The 15,756-nt window shown below is 36.1% G+C and carries 16 protein-coding genes and 3 pseudogenes; 12 read left to right on the top strand and 7 right to left on the bottom strand.

What is annotated here, in order from left to right; translation table 11 throughout:
* Positions 1–85: 85 nt before the first annotated feature.
* Together CZ382_RS22110 and CZ382_RS22105 are read left to right on the top strand one after the other, a co-directional pair.
* Positions 86–211: pseudogene (locus CZ382_RS22110) on the top strand (transposase); the annotation flags it as partial.
* A 58-nt stretch (positions 212–269) separates the two neighbouring features.
* Positions 270–368, top strand: a pseudogene (locus tag CZ382_RS22105) (recombinase family protein); the annotation flags it as partial.
* 470 nt (positions 369–838) lie between these two features.
* On the opposite strand, the gene CZ382_RS22100 reads toward CZ382_RS22105, so the two are convergent.
* The gene (locus tag CZ382_RS22100) at positions 839–1,342 is read right to left on the bottom strand and encodes a MarR family transcriptional regulator (protein ID WP_088053228.1); all 504 of its coding nucleotides are present in this window, start codon (positions 1,340–1,342) and stop codon (positions 839–841) included.
* Between the two features lie 961 nt (positions 1,343–2,303).
* On the opposite strand from CZ382_RS22100, the gene mgtE reads away from it, so the two are divergent.
* Positions 2,304–3,662: a magnesium transporter gene (gene mgtE, locus CZ382_RS22095; RefSeq protein WP_088053227.1), complete on the top strand. Its 1,359-nt coding sequence runs from the start codon at positions 2,304–2,306 to the stop codon at positions 3,660–3,662.
* A gap of 656 nt (positions 3,663–4,318) precedes the next feature.
* The gene (locus CZ382_RS22090; protein ID WP_200809556.1) at positions 4,319–5,341 is read left to right on the top strand and encodes a nitroreductase family protein; all 1,023 of its coding nucleotides are present in this window, start codon (positions 4,319–4,321) and stop codon (positions 5,339–5,341) included.
* Positions 5,342–5,560: 219 nt separating this feature from the next.
* Here CZ382_RS22090 and CZ382_RS22085 read toward each other — a convergent pair whose 3' ends face one another.
* The 4 genes from CZ382_RS22085 to CZ382_RS22070 are packed head-to-tail and all read right to left on the bottom strand — an operon-like array spanning position 5,561 to position 8,859.
* Entirely contained in the window at positions 5,561–6,703 is a 1,143-nt protein-coding gene (locus CZ382_RS22085; protein ID WP_088053225.1) for an ABC transporter permease subunit, read from the bottom strand.
* The gene (locus CZ382_RS22080; protein ID WP_088053224.1) at positions 6,700–7,572 is read right to left on the bottom strand and encodes an ABC transporter ATP-binding protein; all 873 of its coding nucleotides are present in this window, start codon (positions 7,570–7,572) and stop codon (positions 6,700–6,702) included. Before CZ382_RS22080 ends, CZ382_RS22085 begins: the two co-directional genes overlap by 4 nt.
* The gene (locus tag CZ382_RS22075) at positions 7,572–8,312 is read right to left on the bottom strand and encodes a hypothetical protein (protein ID WP_088053223.1); all 741 of its coding nucleotides are present in this window, start codon (positions 8,310–8,312) and stop codon (positions 7,572–7,574) included. Before CZ382_RS22075 ends, CZ382_RS22080 begins: the two co-directional genes overlap by 1 nt.
* Complete coding sequence (locus CZ382_RS22070; RefSeq protein WP_088053222.1) at positions 8,305–8,859, bottom strand: RNA polymerase sigma factor; 555 nt, start codon at positions 8,857–8,859, stop codon at positions 8,305–8,307. The genes CZ382_RS22075 and CZ382_RS22070 overlap by 8 nt, the downstream gene beginning before the upstream one ends.
* Positions 8,860–9,050: 191 nt before the next feature.
* Between CZ382_RS22070 and CZ382_RS24450 the strand changes: the two genes are divergently transcribed.
* The 3 genes from CZ382_RS24450 (at position 9,051) to CZ382_RS22055 (ending at position 10,563) form a co-directional block, all read left to right on the top strand.
* Positions 9,051–9,401 carry an FAD-dependent oxidoreductase gene (locus CZ382_RS24450; protein WP_088053221.1) on the top strand — a complete coding sequence of 117 codons (351 nt, stop codon included), beginning with the start codon at positions 9,051–9,053 and terminating at the stop codon, positions 9,399–9,401.
* A 56-nt stretch (positions 9,402–9,457) separates the two neighbouring features.
* Positions 9,458–9,646 (top strand): hypothetical protein, encoded by a 189-nt coding sequence (locus CZ382_RS24445; RefSeq protein ID WP_088053220.1) that lies wholly within the window; start codon positions 9,458–9,460, stop codon positions 9,644–9,646.
* A 62-nt stretch (positions 9,647–9,708) separates the two neighbouring features.
* Positions 9,709–10,563 (top strand): hypothetical protein, encoded by an 855-nt coding sequence (locus CZ382_RS22055; protein ID WP_200809555.1) that lies wholly within the window; start codon positions 9,709–9,711, stop codon positions 10,561–10,563.
* A gap of 22 nt (positions 10,564–10,585) precedes the next feature.
* On the opposite strand, the pseudogene CZ382_RS22050 reads toward CZ382_RS22055, so the two are convergent.
* Positions 10,586–10,813: pseudogene (locus CZ382_RS22050) on the bottom strand (transposase); the annotation flags it as partial.
* A 623-nt stretch (positions 10,814–11,436) separates the two neighbouring features.
* Positions 11,437–12,042: a TetR/AcrR family transcriptional regulator gene (locus CZ382_RS22040; RefSeq protein WP_088053218.1), complete on the bottom strand. Its 606-nt coding sequence runs from the start codon at positions 12,040–12,042 to the stop codon at positions 11,437–11,439.
* A 96-nt stretch (positions 12,043–12,138) separates the two neighbouring features.
* Here CZ382_RS22040 and CZ382_RS22035 point away from each other — a divergent pair, with 96 nt between their 5' ends.
* From CZ382_RS22035 to CZ382_RS22015, 5 genes are all read left to right on the top strand, one after another.
* The gene (locus CZ382_RS22035) at positions 12,139–12,852 is read left to right on the top strand and encodes a GAP family protein (RefSeq protein ID WP_088053217.1); all 714 of its coding nucleotides are present in this window, start codon (positions 12,139–12,141) and stop codon (positions 12,850–12,852) included.
* 22 nt (positions 12,853–12,874) lie between these two features.
* On the top strand, positions 12,875–13,096 hold the full coding sequence (locus CZ382_RS22030; RefSeq protein WP_088053216.1) for a hypothetical protein: 222 nt from the start codon (positions 12,875–12,877) through the stop codon (positions 13,094–13,096).
* Positions 13,097–13,278: 182 nt separating this feature from the next.
* Positions 13,279–14,433, top strand: a complete 1,155-nt coding sequence (locus CZ382_RS22025) for an acyltransferase family protein (RefSeq protein ID WP_235000487.1) — start codon at positions 13,279–13,281, stop codon at positions 14,431–14,433.
* A gap of 286 nt (positions 14,434–14,719) precedes the next feature.
* Positions 14,720–15,070, top strand: coding sequence for an ArsR/SmtB family transcription factor (locus CZ382_RS22020; protein WP_196406374.1), 351 nt, complete (start codon positions 14,720–14,722; stop codon positions 15,068–15,070).
* A gap of 19 nt (positions 15,071–15,089) precedes the next feature.
* Positions 15,090–15,602, top strand: coding sequence for an SRPBCC domain-containing protein (locus CZ382_RS22015; protein ID WP_088053215.1), 513 nt, complete (start codon positions 15,090–15,092; stop codon positions 15,600–15,602).
* Positions 15,603–15,756 lie beyond the last annotated feature (154 nt).

The following is a 15,756-nucleotide window of genomic DNA, read 5'->3' as shown; positions in this document are numbered from 1 at the left end:
CCATATACCCTCAAATCATTATCATTTTATAAAATGATAATATCATCTAGCTTTAATACTGTCAACATGTAAGAATACTGTTATTGTGACAACGCTAGAAGATTCACCAAAGGATGTCGTGCAATTTTACGCTAAGCGCGGAACAATGGAAAACTTCATCAAAGAAGGAAAACTCGGTTTTGCATTTGGCAAAATGAGCAGTACCCAATTTAATTAATTTATTAGAAATACCCAATGACTAAGGGTTCTATTATAATGATTGAAAGAAGGAAGTTTTACATAGTGGCGATAAAATTGTTGTATATAAACTTGATCGTATTTCTCGTTCTACGACGCATCTAATTAAACTTAGCGAATTGTTCAGTAATAAGCGTCAAATAGACCCCACCTATATTTTTATATGGGGTCTGGGTTATTATTTAGATAACTTGTTAAAGGAAATGCAAGTAACTGGTAAAGTTGTTGACCATGGAAGTAATTAGTCTAAGACATCAATATCTGTCAAATCTATGTTGGGAAGCTTCCCGGAAAGATAGCGAAGATAGTAATTTGGATTTAATCCATTTGCCTTACCTGTCTCCACAAAATTTTCTTCTTTTTATGCAAAAGTATTCAATACGAATTTTAAGGAATGCTGTACATATGATAGATGGATTATTATCTCATGAATCTGACCTTTAAATGGAAGAGTATTATACTGATATGGCGGGATACGAAATACGTGATGACCAATGGGGGCAAATTAAAGATTTTCTTCCACCAGAACGAAAACGGCCAGTTGTATGGCTTTTCCTACCCGGACCTTCTGTTACGGACCTTCATTCGAGTTGTAGCCTACTCACGCCCTTCCGTCTCCTCTCACGATGTTGTCACTTTGGTCGATCATCGTTTGGAAAAATTTCAGCGATGCCTGCAGCTCCGATTCCGAAAATGAGTTCAATAAACTGATAAATCTACGCTCTATTATTTCATGCATCATGGCGTGCACCTCGAAGATCTGTCTGCCTTTGGATGAAAGGCTGAAATACACTTCTTTCTTGTTGTCGTTCATCCGGCTCCGCTTAATGTAGCCTTCCTTAAGCAGGTTGGTGCTGATTTTCGTAATACTCGCCTTGGACAAATTCATTTTCTCTGCAATAGATTTGTTGTTTATTGGCTCGTTGTTGCCGATGCAATCAATAACGTGAACGGTTGTCATATTGTTCGGATATGAGGTAATCCCCTGCAGCCGGGCGAGATTATCAAACTCATCAATCTCGGTTGTGAAAATTTGTTCGGTTAGATGCGAAAAGTGGAGAAAGCGGTCGTACAGTAATCGCTTAAGTCCCTCGGACGGATCCATTATGCTTAACATCCCCTTTTTTCCAAAATTATATTTATACTATCCTCTATTGTACAATTGTTTGTTTGTAAACTAACATATCATATTCATTATAAACAATCAATTTCTGAACATACATTTGAATTCATGATCAAATTCAGGCCCCGTTTGGTCGCTTCCATTGCCGGCTTTGTCGGTTACTTCAATACATGATAGTGAATCACAAAAAATAAATTGACAAACCTGCTTTACACGGTATATAGTTTATACATTAACAATAATTCAAAGGAATAAAGGTGTTTGTTTATATTATTTAAATAATATATGGTTTATTTGTTAACAAAAATTAAAGAGAGTTGGCGGCTAATTCTCAAGACTTTAAACAGGCGCAGGAAACAGAGCCTTTCACAATGTTGAATGTCGAGCGCTTCATCTTAAACTCGGACATAACCTTTTTGTTGCGTTAACAAATATATAGATAGTCCTCCATCGTTGGGGGTAGCAAGTGATATGTCGATTTCCCCAAATGATTTTAAAAAAGCATTAACAATTCATCTTACTATGTTTCTGTGTTGAATAAAGTTTGCCTAAGGGCAACATATTATCCATAACAAAAACGAATGGTGGTTTTATAACAAATACAAAAAGGTGTATGGCAGCGATTTGTATATATCCTTTTTGGTCGATTCTGCCCCTTGAAGGCCAGCCCCGTATCGTATTTCCGGAAACCGGGAGGCCTTTAAAGGATAAGTTAGATAAGGCGGATTTAAAAACATAACAGGGAAACAAAAATTATTACTTTATTCTATTTGTTTTATGGTGTTGTTTAATACAATAAATGTAACAATGATGAATGTTGCGATCCCGTAATTCAGGAAAGTGTTTGAAGGGGGAGCCCTTTATTCTATTAATGAATTTCATAATTTTGAGTCCTTAAGCGCCAAGATCTTTCAGATAAAAAAACGAAAGGAGGGTGTTTTCATTGGAAAATAACCAAACACTGAAAGAATATAATGATAACTTACAAAATGCACTGGATATGGGTGAGATTACCTTATTTAGGCAATATTTTCTTGATATACATCCATATGATCGGGCGACATTTTTCAAAGAGCAGCCTGAAGAAAGCAGGATGAAAATCTATACGTTTTTATCTCCTGAAGAAACAGCTGATTTAATGGAGCATATTGAATTGGACGATACCGGTGAATATTTTTCGGAAATGGATCCGCGATTTGCTTCAGCTGTTTTATCCGAAATGGCAATAGACGATGCTGTCGACATTTTAAATGAGATGGAAAAGGACAAAGTAGCCAGTTTCCTGACTATCATGAACAAGGATGCAGCTGAGGAGATCAAGCAATTGCTGCATTATGAGGAAAAAACGGCCGGAAGTATCATGACGACCGAATTTGTCGCGTTGAATAAACGAAGCACGGTCGCCGAAACAATGAAACAGTTAAAACAGGAGGCTCCTGATGCCGAGACGATTTATTATCTTTATGTCGTTGATGAAGATAAACGTTTAGTTGGGGTACTCTCCTTGCGTGATTTGATTATTGCCGATGAGGATACCCTCGTTCGTGATATTATGAATGAAAAGGTAGTGTATGTTTCTGTCGGCAGGGACCAGGAAGAAATCGCCCAGATGATGAAAGACTATGACTTTTTGGCTGTACCCGTCGTTGATTTTCAAAAACATTTACTCGGGATTATTACAGTGGATGATATTTTGGATGTCATGGATGAAGAGGCAAGTGATGATTATTCGAAATTCGCTGCAATCTCAGATGTCGACTCCCCTGAAAGCAATCCATTCAAAGCCGCTAAAAAACGCTTGCCATGGCTGATCATTTTGCTGTTTCTCGGTATGTTCACTGCCAGTTTGATCAGCATGTTTGAAGAAACCATCTCCAAGGTGGCGCTGCTGGCAGCATTTATACCTGTTATCGCTGGAACAGCAGGAAACTCGGGAACGCAAGCCTTGGCTGTAGCGGTTCGAGGATTGGCTACTAGTGAGTATGGCCAAGGCGGTAAAACACGCTTAATGTTGAAAGAAGCTGGTACCGGTTTGATTACGGGAACAGCTTGCGGCATTGTTATCGCATTGGTTATTTTCTTATGGAAAGGTCAGCTTTTCCTTGGTTTGCTTGTAGGGATGACATTACTGGTCGCATTGACCGTAGCCACCCTCGCCGGGTCAGTAGTTCCACTCATCATGGACCGAATGAAAATCGACCCTGCAGTGGCATCAGGGCCTTTTATCACGACGATTAATGATATCATATCCATCATGATTTACTTCGGCATGGCAACAGCTTTCATGCAGTTCTTATTATAAAAAAACACGCATTTGCGTGTTTTTTTAGGTGAGGAAACCTCCATGGCTTTGTTCTCAGGAAGTCTATGTCTATACGGGCTGCTTATAAAAAATAAATACTTACATATTTATCCAAAAATACCAATCATTTAAGAAAAACAAGCAAACCCCGCCCGGTCCTTTTCAATCTATCAAGGTTATAGAAAATCCGATAGTTTATATTTCTGTATCTCTTTATAATACTCTGGAAAAATTTCTCCGCCACATTTTGCACTGGTGAATCTCGGTGGAGTACTCCACCATGATGACACATACAGTCTCAAAGAATAAATTGACAGACCTTCTTTACATAGTATATAGTTTACATGTAAACAAAAATTGAAGATGGTAGGAAATGCATATGGCTAATGCACATAAAACTGGCGCAAGAAACAGAGCCATTCACAATCAGGAACACGTTCTCCCTCAATTACTTACCATTGACTTCCGGGCGTTTATAGTTAACTGTTTGAACTTCATCGCGCTTTGTATGAAGAGGAGAAGCGGCGCTTTACCCATTTTTAAACAGCTACTCCGATAATGAGCTTCAGGCAATTTTTAGCCCGAATGCAAGGAAACAATAGACTAAATTTTGTTTTTAATTTACTTATAAACAATAATGATTAGGAGGGATTATATTGAATGTTTCCAAGACGATAAGAGAACGTAGATCCATCCGGAAATTTAATGCTACTCCGATAGAACAAGAATTGATCGTTTCCTTGCTGAATGAAGCTGCAAGTCTGTACGAATCTGAGGGAACGCCACACTGGCGCTGTGTGCATTTCGGCACGCAGGAGTCGCGTCAAAGGCTGGCCAAGAGCATGATAGCTAAGATGAAGGAAAGCAATCTTGGAAGGCTTTTTCCCGCCAAAATGATTGATTTTATCACAAAAAAAGTATCAGATACACCCGCTCACTTGATCTTCATTGCAGAATCCGCCGGAAATCAGCGGCAGAGCGACGAAAATTACGCTGCGGTCTGCAGCATCATGCAAAATTTTCAACTGCTCGGCTGGGAACACGGGTTGGGCATGCTATGGTATACGGAACCAATGATTAAAAGCGAGTCATTTTTTAAGGAAATCGGTTTGCGAAAAGGGGAAAGGTTCGCCGGGATTTTAAACATAGGATACCTTGAAAAAACGCCGAGAACCCGGAAAAAAAGAACGCCGGCGGAACAGAAATGGACCGCGATCGATGGGGACGATAGGCCGCAATCGGATAATCTTCGGGTTTCTTCGCAAAGCGTTCTGGAAATTCTGAATGAGGCCGTCTGGGCACCGAACGACGGACTACGGGAACCGTGGCGCTTTATCTATGTGACTGGCGGTAAAGCGACTGGTAAACTCCGAACTTCATATGAGGATGCTTCGCCGTGGTTTCTTCTGGTCGTGGCAAAGGAAGAAGCTGATCCCCACAAGCAGGAAGAGGATTATGCAGCGATATGCTGTTTGATCCAGAACTTTCAATTGTTGGCTAAATCCAAACCGTGGCACGTGCGCCGCACGATTCCGGAATGGATTTATGATCGAGAACGGTGTAAGTCATTTGGAATTCGGCCGCAGGAACGGATCGTAGCGGTACTGGAGCTCGGGGGAGACGAGCGACACTCGAATTCCACATCCACTCCCCCAATACTAAACATCACGCATCTTTGATCATGCGATTGATAAATTGGAATATTTGCGTTTCGAGTAGAACCTGAAAATCACGGACCACCTGTTCAACAGGTGGTTTGGCTTAGCTCTATAAGGGCATGTTACTTGCAACGCCTTAAAGAGGTAGCTTCGCAAGCAGGCCATTGTTCTTAATTGTATTGCTTCGGGTTGGTTAGAACAGCTTTATAATCCTCCATATTCTCCCAACCCTCTAAAATATCATGTGACTTGGTACTGTTTCATTCGTAAATACACGACACCATCTGAAACGATTTTCATAACCAATAGAACAACCAGGGTAACCACTATATTTTGTACAAAAGAATTGAGAATAAATTCTCGTTTTGTACTCATTAGAGTTAAAAAATCCTCAATACTATAGTTATTGATTGGAAACAAGTTTAATAGCTTATATACCATGCCCCTTTTAAATAGTTGAGTTAATGCTTTTGGCAAAAAGAACAAACCTAATGATATTGTTAAAGCACTGAACGGTGAACGAGTGATAGATGAAACAAATATTGTGATCCCTACGATCGTTAGCAAACTAAAAAAATGAAGAACTACAGCTAAACAGAACACTTGTAAATGATTGATCTCAACCGGAAAACTAAACAGCTCTAGTGAAAAGTTTGTTTGAATACTAGTGTCCCAACCACTAAAGCCACTATTATAAACATAGAAAGCTCCTAGTGATATCACTTGAATAAAGAGAAATACAAAAATCGAAATCAAAGTTGCAGCGATGATTTTTGAGATTGTTAATTTATTTCTGCCAAACTTTGTAGACAATAATAACTGATTCATATTTCTCGAAGTATCGCTAGAGAAAACAAGAGAACATATTAAAATTGCTATAATACTTGTAAGAATGAATAAATGGCTTGTGACTTTAAAAAGGTCCTTCCATGTAACAAAACTTCCAATTTTCAAAGGCATTTGAAATTGGGTAAACCCTATATCTTTCATTGTTTTAAGGTTTATTTGATCAATGGTAATTTTTTCACCTTGTTCCATTGCATCATTCATTTTTGAATAGACACTTTCATCATTTGGGAAAAATGTATCAGCAATTTCCCAGGAGAATAAATCAAAAGTTCTGCTATCCACATCAGTACTTTGGAATCTATCCATATAATCTGCAAGAATTTCTCTTACTTTTTGATCTGAAAATTCTCCAGTACTTTCCCCAACGACCTTATGATAAAGTTCCATTCCCTCGCCTTGTTTAGTGTTTAGTTGTGAATAATGAAAACCAATGAACAATATACCTGCCAAAACAAACAATGATACAATCATCGCGCCAATAAACGTTTTGTTTTTTAGACTTTTTTCAATTTCATACTTAACAATTGTTCTCATCTTTCAGCGTCCTCTCTGAAATAGTATAGATATAAATCTTCCAATGTTGGTTGAACTTGTTGGGCATTATTAGAAGGTTTTTCTTTTGAAATAATTCTTAATATTGTTCCTGTTGCTTCGTGCTTTTGGTTGCTAATAATATGTTTTGCTAACATCTCATCCAGTTTATCTGTTTCAACCATAGACTCCCAAACATACCCATTAATGGTATTGACTAGTGCAGAGGAAACACCTCTGTTTTCAAGTTTCCCTTGATTCAAAACAAGTATTTCGTCTGCAATATACTCAACATCTGAAACAATATGAGTCGAAAGGATGACAATTTTATTTTCAGAAAAAGAGCTAATTAAATTCCTAAATCGAACCCGTTCTTTTGGATCTAAACCAACTGTTGGTTCATCCAAAATCAATACTTCTGGATCATTTATCATTGCTTGTGCAATCCCTAACCGTTGTTTCATTCCTCCAGAGTACTTTTTTATTTTTTTATTCTTCACATCTTCTAACCCAACTAGTTTTAAAAGTTCTAGACATCTTTTTTTTGCAAAATTTTTGTTTATCCCTTTGAGAGCAGCGATATATAACATGAACTTCATCCCTGTGAAGTCAGGATAATAACTGAAATCTTGTGGTAAAAAGCCCAATACTGAGCGAAAGGCATCTGGATTGGTTCGTGCATCGTCATGATTATAATTGACTGTGCCTGCATTTTGTTTAATCACGCCACAGATGATTCTAAATAAAGTCGTTTTTCCTGATCCGTTTGAACCTAAAAGGCCGTAAACGCCTGGTTCTAAACTAAATGAGACATCATTAAGAACAACCGTATCGTCATAGTTTTTGGTAATATTATTTAGCTCTAATAGCATTAGCAAAATGCCTCCCATTTTTTTACTTTAAGCATATTCATTACAATAAATATTAAAAGTATTATTGAAAAAATGTATCCTGCCCCCCAATATTTCATCTCGAACTCATAAATATTGAAAAAGTTGGCTAAAAACATGACGCACATCAGAACTAGTCCTGAACTAATCCACAAAACAGCAGAAGAGAGAGTATTTCTCCAAATCGTGAAAAGAGAAAACAGAACAATACAAGTAAGGTTAAAAGGAACGAGTAAATATAAAATGATTTTCCAAAAAGAAATTGCCATAACACCTTGACAAATAAAAGCTAGACAAGTAATTAATAATAAATCGGCCAATCCAAAAATAAGTAATTTTATAACTGTATGCTGACGCAAATCATATTTTAGTGTTTGCTCTAATTCCCACATTCCAGATGTAAAACTGCGGAATAATTCATCGATAAAGAAAATAACAGAAAAGATAACTGTCACTGTTAAGCTTTGCACGATAAATATGAATGGCTCATCGTTAATAACTTTAGTAATTAAAAAGGTTGTCAAGATGAGGAGAGCGAATTGAATCAACCAAGTATGTAGTCTAGTGAATCGAATAGACGAACGAAAAAGGTCAAACAGAGAATATTTGCAAAGTTGATTTTTAATTATTTTTTGCTTTCCTAAATCAATTATCTCTTGCCTCTGAAATTCATCAATTTTAATTTCGTAGGTTTTCATTTTTTCAATTGTTTCATTATTCATTCATAAACCCCTCTCTATCTAATAATTTACTGAGTTTTTTTAGACCTTGATTAATCCTTGATTGGGATGTAGAAACGCTTGTACCAGTAATTTTGGCAATGTCTTTCACTTTTAAATCATAGTAATATTTCAAAATTAAAGCTTCTCTTTGAATATCAGGAAGCGTATTTAATGCGACTTGTATTTGGTTTGCACTTTCCTGCATCATTAAATTAGTAATAAGGCTTTCAGAACCAAGATTTAAAACTTTTTCATCTAATTCAGACTGTGTGAATTTCTTTTTGTTATAGTAGTTGTTACATACATTAACAGTAATCGTAAATAAGTAATTAAAGAATTTCCCACTAAACTTGTATTTCTCGATGTTTTCAATGACTTTTAGAAAGATATCTTGGGTTAAATCAGCAGCTAAAATTTGATCGCCCCAACATCTTCGTACACAAAATGTAAAGATTTGATTATAGTACTTATTTACTAGTTTCTCCCAGGCCTCAGTATCACCAGATTTTATTTTACGAATTAAGATATAGTCTTCGATCTTCCTCACCTACTCATAACAAAAAACTCTTCACTATAGATTAACAAAGTTCTTTCAAAAATCATTTAACTTTATTGATAGATTTTAAAAATAAATGTATACCTTATTACGTAACCTATCAGAATTTTATACTCCTCTTGTTCCCAAATATCATGACTTTTTAGAGAAAATTTATCTAAAATAGAAAGCGAGGCTCTAAAATGGCAGATAGTAAAACGGAACAAAACGTCGCGATTATCGGAGCTGGTTTAGACGGACTTACCTTACGCAGCATTCTGCAAAAACATGGATTAGAACCGATCGTCTTCGAACGCGAACCATCTGCAACACATCGGCAGCAAGGCGGTACACTGGATATTCATAGCGGAACAGGACAACAGGCTTTAAAAGAAGCCGGGTTATTTGAATCATTTCAATCATTAGCAAGGCACGAAGGACAGGATTTTCGCTTACTTGATAAAACAGGAAAGATATATATGGACGAAATTACTAATCAAGATGATATCCAACGACCAGAAATAGATCGTGGTGATTACGGGAACTCCTGTTAGAATCTATAGATCCTGATACGATCCATTGGGGATATGAATTATTAGAAGCAAATCAGTTGGAAAATGAAAAAATCAGGCTTTCTTTCAAGAATGGGAAAACTGCTATCGTTGACGTAATGATTGGTGCGGATGGCGCTTTTTCAAAGACACTCCTTTTACTGTCTGATGTTGCGCCACAATATACGGGTATCACAATGGTAGAACTGCGTTTAGAAAACGTCAAACAAAAAATCATCTTTATTTAATTATAGCATCTTTAGCTAAACCTAGTTACGCCTTCTGTTAGATACTATAAGAGATTTACCACATGAATATATTGAAATATCATGATAGGATATATTTAACAATATCTTATCATAAAGGTGATTATATGACTAATAAACCCAAAAGCTTTGAAGACTTTTTCTATAGTAAAACACAAAATATTTGTACTGTAGAAGAAATTAGTGATTACGCAAATAAACACAACGGTAATTATGAACCTTACGATGGTTTTATGTTTTGTCCCGAATGTCAAAAAGCTGAATTGTTTTTTGTTCAGAAGACTTCAAAAAGACGTGCGCATTTAAAAAGAAAACCTTCAACTCAACACCCAGACAACTGTTCATATAAATATGAATATGCACCTAAGCAACATATTAAACAATATGTAGACAGTTTAACTCCTAAGCAAGTTCAAGATAGATTAAATTCCATCTTGAATATACTTTGTAAAAACAAGAAAAAAGAAGAGACTGCTTTTAAACAAGAAAAAACAAGTACGCAGCCGAAAGAACATCCTATGCTAATTCCAGATACGACTAGAAAAAAACATCTTTTAAAATCACTTAGAAGGAAAAGGCTAGCTGGATGGATCGATGAATCAGATGGAACAGATTTACATGTTTTCTATGGAAAAGTAAAGTTAAAGGTTGAAGAAAGGGAAAAAATAAATTCTAAAGGAGAGAAATACTATTATTATAATCTCATAATTAAAACTATGAATCAAAAAGGTGAATGGAAGTTTAGAACAAAAATCTACAGAGGAAAAATCCAAGATAATATTAATGAAAATAAAGTATATCAAATTGCAGTGATAGGTAATCTAAATTTTGATTGGAAATGGATGCAAATTGACTTAATCAATAAATATGCTCTGCAATTTCAAGAAATAGACTACTAACTAGGGGCTACTGAATAACTAATCAATAATTCAAAATCACTCGCACTTTTTCGCTGTTGTTCGAGTTGAATAAATCAATTATCCAACGAAAAAAAGACAAAAAAGTATCCCGGAGGACCTTTTCTAAATTCATCACCAGGAATTGGAGGGCAATGACTGTTTCACTTGTTTCCCGTAGGCATGCTAAAATACGGCCCAATCCATAGAACCGTTTGCCTTCACCAAATTTGCCTTCCATCGCATTGCGCTCAGGTATTCCTTAGCCTCAAGGGTATATCCATTCCATGCTGAAATAGTTACAATGGCATCGATATCATAAGAACTGGATAACTCCATTACATCTGCCAAACTAACAGTATATATATCAGTAAGATATATTTTATAAATACGTCCATTATTCAATCCAATTGAATAATAATATTCATTTATTTTTTTAAATTTATTACTTTATTATGCTGTCTTATGGTCTTTTCAAATAAAATAATACTTTCTGGTCTAGGGATATCCTCACTATTCACCATCTAAATCACCATTTTCTAATATAATATTGTTAATCATTTGACTAAATGATTTTGGAAAAGTCTTGATAGAAGGAGCTTTGCAATATTAAGATTGAGGTATATAAGAAATCGGACAATTATAACCGGTAAAAACTCGTTAAGTAGCTGAAGTATTTCCCACTCGAATCCCCTATTAAACTTTTTTGCCCCTAAAAACTTATATATAATTTTAATATTAAAGTTATATTTTCCTCTTCCACTAATCTGCCTTTTAACACAATAGGAGTTGCCAAATTTGGGCTCCTCCTTGCTCAACTATTGCACCTTTTAAGTGAAAAAAGTCAAATTTTTTTCTGAAAACAGAATCTACTAATTAACTCAATTGACCTTCATTGCAGAGTGTTTCTAAATGATAATGGATTACTTCCTTCACCTTTTCTGGAGAGTAGACATCAGGTCTTAACAGAGCATGAATGGACAATCCATCAATTAATGCCGATAGCCTACTTTTTTCTAATTTTACATTAGTTGAATCAGATAAAATCCCTTGTAGAACTAATATCTCGATCATTGAATTTGCTAATTCATACGTACCGTTAGTCATTTCATCTTTTTTTTCTTTTAATGTATCACTTGTAAGTGACTGAAGTGCAAGGATCCACCATACACTCGTTTCGATTTTCTTTTCTTCATCAATTGGTACAAGCTCCAATAAAACTTCCTCGACTGCCTGCAATGGATTTTCTGACCAACTTTTACTTTGAGAACGTTTTTTCCCTTCTTCCAGGTAATAATTCATGATAAATAATAACATTTCATCCTTAGTTGAAAAATAATGTCTTAACGCTCCAGTAGACATGCCTGCTTCAACTGCAACTCTTCTTATTGACGCTTTCTCTGTTCCCTCTTCCTTAATAATATTCCAAGCGGCCTCAGCAATTAACTTCCGCTTTTTTTCATGATTAACAATCCTTGGCATAAAAAATCACTTCCCTTTTTTAGCACAGTGTGTTACTATGTTTTCAACACACTGTGTTATTTAAATTATAACATATAAAAAGGAGGGACTCTATATTTGATCGAAAGTATTGAAGCATTAATGCCTTCTTCATCAATAGACACATCAATAGCTTTGCTAATTATTTCTATTTGCGCATTAGTTGATATATTAAGTCCTGGTGTACTTGCTGTAACAGCTTATTTATTACTGACACAGCCTAATCAATTATCCTCTCGCTTGCTTGTTTTTTTGTTTATTACGCAGTTTGGCTATTTTCTGGTGGGCTTATTACTATACTTTGGTGGGGATTCACTATTGGAAGGAATCGGACAATTATCTGAATTTGACTATATCAATTGGTTTTATATCCTTTTTGGAGCGGTTATTGTTCTAATTAGCTTCAGTAAACCAAAAGATACTACAAAAAAACGTTTAATTTCATTTATACCCCAAAAAACAACGATGAAAGGGATAATCATATTAGGTATCATTGTTTTTCTAATTGAATTTGTAACTGCATTGCCTTACTTTTATTCAATTTTGTTAATGAATCACCTAACAATTGAGCCCGTCTCCTCCATCTTTATTATAATTGGCTACAATCTTGTAATGGTGCTTCCTTCTCTTCTTCTGTTAGGGGTTAATATTATGTTTAAAGAGAGACTGCAACAATTTCTTAATAAAATCAGGTCAAAATTAATCGAAGCCCCGATTTCTTCACTCCTAGTAGCGATAGGAATCGTAGGTGCGGTTTTTTTCAACATCGGCCTTAGAGGCATATTAAATTAAAAAATTAAAAGAGGTGTTCATCATGAAAGAAATTATCAGTGGACTTAGTTTACTTTTCTTTATACAAGGAGTAGGCGGATTAATTAATCATTTGACTAACGGCGGAAAAAGTTGGTTTTTGGTAAATTATATTGAAGCGTTTCAGGGATTTGAAATTGTTATGGACATTGTATTTATAATTGTTGGCGGGATCATAGCTTTAATCTCTTGGAAAATAAGCGGGTCAACTAAAAGTGAAAATTAAAATATACAGCAAATAGGACGGCTTATACATAGCCGTGCAATTTAAAGAGTTCAGATTTATCCACAGTTATTATAAGAAACTCATGTTAAGTACGAATTTGATGTGCTGATACTTGGTGCAGTTTTAGAAATGCTCCGCCTGATTTATATTTGTAAATTTTTATAGGGGGAAACATAAAAATTATGATGAATTCAAGCCATATAGGGAGCTCATCTCCCCAAAAGGAAGAACGATTATACTTTATTGATAACCTAAGGGCAGCTCTTACAGTGTTGGTAGTGCTACATCATTTAGTGTATTTTTCCATCTATAACGAGGTATTAACACAAGGGTCTATTGGGGTTGTTATGGGCCTTCTATTCCTTGCTTTTAATCAGACTTTCTTCATGGGGACATTTTTTCTTATTTCCGGTTATTTTGTCCCTTCATCTTTTGAACGAAATGGGGCAGCCCGATTTATCAAAGATAGATGCATCCGGTTCTTAGTCCCGTTTATCTTCTACGTTTTCATTCTTAGCCAAGTTCAATCAATTGAAGCCTATATGCTTAACCAGGAGCCATTAACATGGCAAACTTACTTTTCACATTTAACCTATGGGCCGATGTGGTATGTTGGTCTACTTTTCATATTCGTTTGTTTATACGCAATCTGGACGAAGTTTATGAGCAAAAATAAGCTTTCAGTAGTTCGTCAGAGTACGCCACCTACCTACACGATGGTTACCGTCTTTGTCATGATATTAGCAGTAGCGTATTTCATCATAAGACTGTGGGTCCCGGCTCTCGGCTTGCCTGGCGGATCTCCCGGGGTTCAAGCATTTGTTGGACTTTTTACAGCAAGTGGCTATGATCTTCCACAATATGTCGGGCTCTTCATTTTGGGCATCATTGCTTACCAACGCAATTGGTTTCGAAATACTCCTGATTCTATGGGTAAGGCGGGGTTTGGAATTGCAATTGGAGCATCGATTCTTCTCCTTCCCTTAGCCTTGATATTCGGGTTAGACGGATTACAGTTTTCTGGCGGCTGGAACTGGACATCTTTGGTCTATTCTCTTTGGGAAGCCCTATTTTGCGTTGGAATCATCCTTGGATTAATTATATTCTTTCGCAAAAGAATTTATCATCAAGGAAAGGGTTGGAGCTTCTTGTCAGCACATTCCTTCGTGATTTACATCATTCATATACCAATTATCGCTATTGTTATTGCTGGATTGAAAGTCATTCACTTTCCACCATCCTTCATGTTTTTAGCTACGGTGCTGATCACGATACCACTTTGCTTCTTGTTGGGTTATATAATTAGGCAAATACCCTTTGTGTCAAGGATTCTTTAGAGATGGTTAATTTTAAAGAAAAAAAGAGGAGTCGGATTATCGTGTGGAAATCCAGACCTTAAAATACTAATTTCAATTTATTTATATATAGTTGTATCATTCAATATTCAAGAGAAAGCCTATTGTTAAGATTTTTAGTGACTTCTTACAAATAAAATGATTTTATTTTCGAATATAACTTGACAGTTATATTCCTATTAAGTTATATTCTAATCATATTAGTATGTCAGCCATCAGAAAGGGGATGCGATGAAAATAGATAATTGAATTAATGAGGTGAGCAACATTGTTAGGTAAATTTAAAGGCATAGATGTATCTATGCTGAGCGCACTGGCTGAACCTAATCGGATGGCAATCGTTGAACTGCTGCGCGATGGTCCACTAACCGTAGGGGAAATTGCAAATCGGCTGGAAATGAGCCAGCCGCATGCTTCAAAACATTTAAAGGTGTTAAGTAACAATGGAATTGTAGAAGTGAAGCCGGAAGCTAATCGTCGATTTTACAAGCTGCGTCTTGAGTCTTTCCGGGCAATAGAGTATTGGGCGACTTCCTTTCAAAAGGATATGGAAAAGAGATTTGACAACTTGGACGATTATGTACAAGAATTGCAAAACAAACGAAAAAGGGACGAGTGAAAAATAAGGAGGAAAAATTATGTCAAATAACAAAATGGTTTCAAGAGTAGAGAATGAAAGGGTTCTAGTTTTAGAGCGCGTTTATGATATGCCACGTGATCAACTATTTCAATTATTTAAAGAACCAGAGCATTTAAAGCGCTGGTGGAGTACGGACGGTTGGGAACTGCCTGTCTGCAACGTGGACTTTCGCACGGGAGGCGTATGGCACTATTGCATGAAATGTGTTGATAAGAATCAAGAAGAATATGGAATGGAATCTTGGAACAAAACCATTTATAAAGAAATTATTGAGCCAGAAAAGATTGTCTATAAGGATTATTTTTCAGATGCAGAAGGCAATATCAATGAATCTATGCCTTCTCCAGAGGTCACGATGGAATTCAACGATTTGGGAAGTCAAACAAAATTGATCAGTCGTTCTGAATTCGATTCAGCGAATTCCCTGCAAGCTGTTTTGGACATGGGATTGTTGGAAGGCATTACGCAAACGTGGGATAGTCTAGATGCACTGGTTAAGAGTTTGAAGTAAAGTCAGAAACAAAGCTTTGATCATTTAAGATAATTTTTAAAATGGTGAAAGAAATATTATAAAGGTGGTTGACCAGATTAGTTAACCGCCTTTTAGTCCATCTTGTATGGACGTCACCTCCCTCTTAAGAATATAGAATACTCCCATAAAAATC

This window comes from Virgibacillus dakarensis, from assembly GCF_900155625.1.
Taxonomy (GTDB): Bacteria; Bacillota; Bacilli; order Bacillales; family Amphibacillaceae; genus Lentibacillus_C; species Lentibacillus_C populi.
Note: the sequence above shows the minus strand (reverse complement) of the source record. Positions and strands in the feature narration are given on the sequence as shown.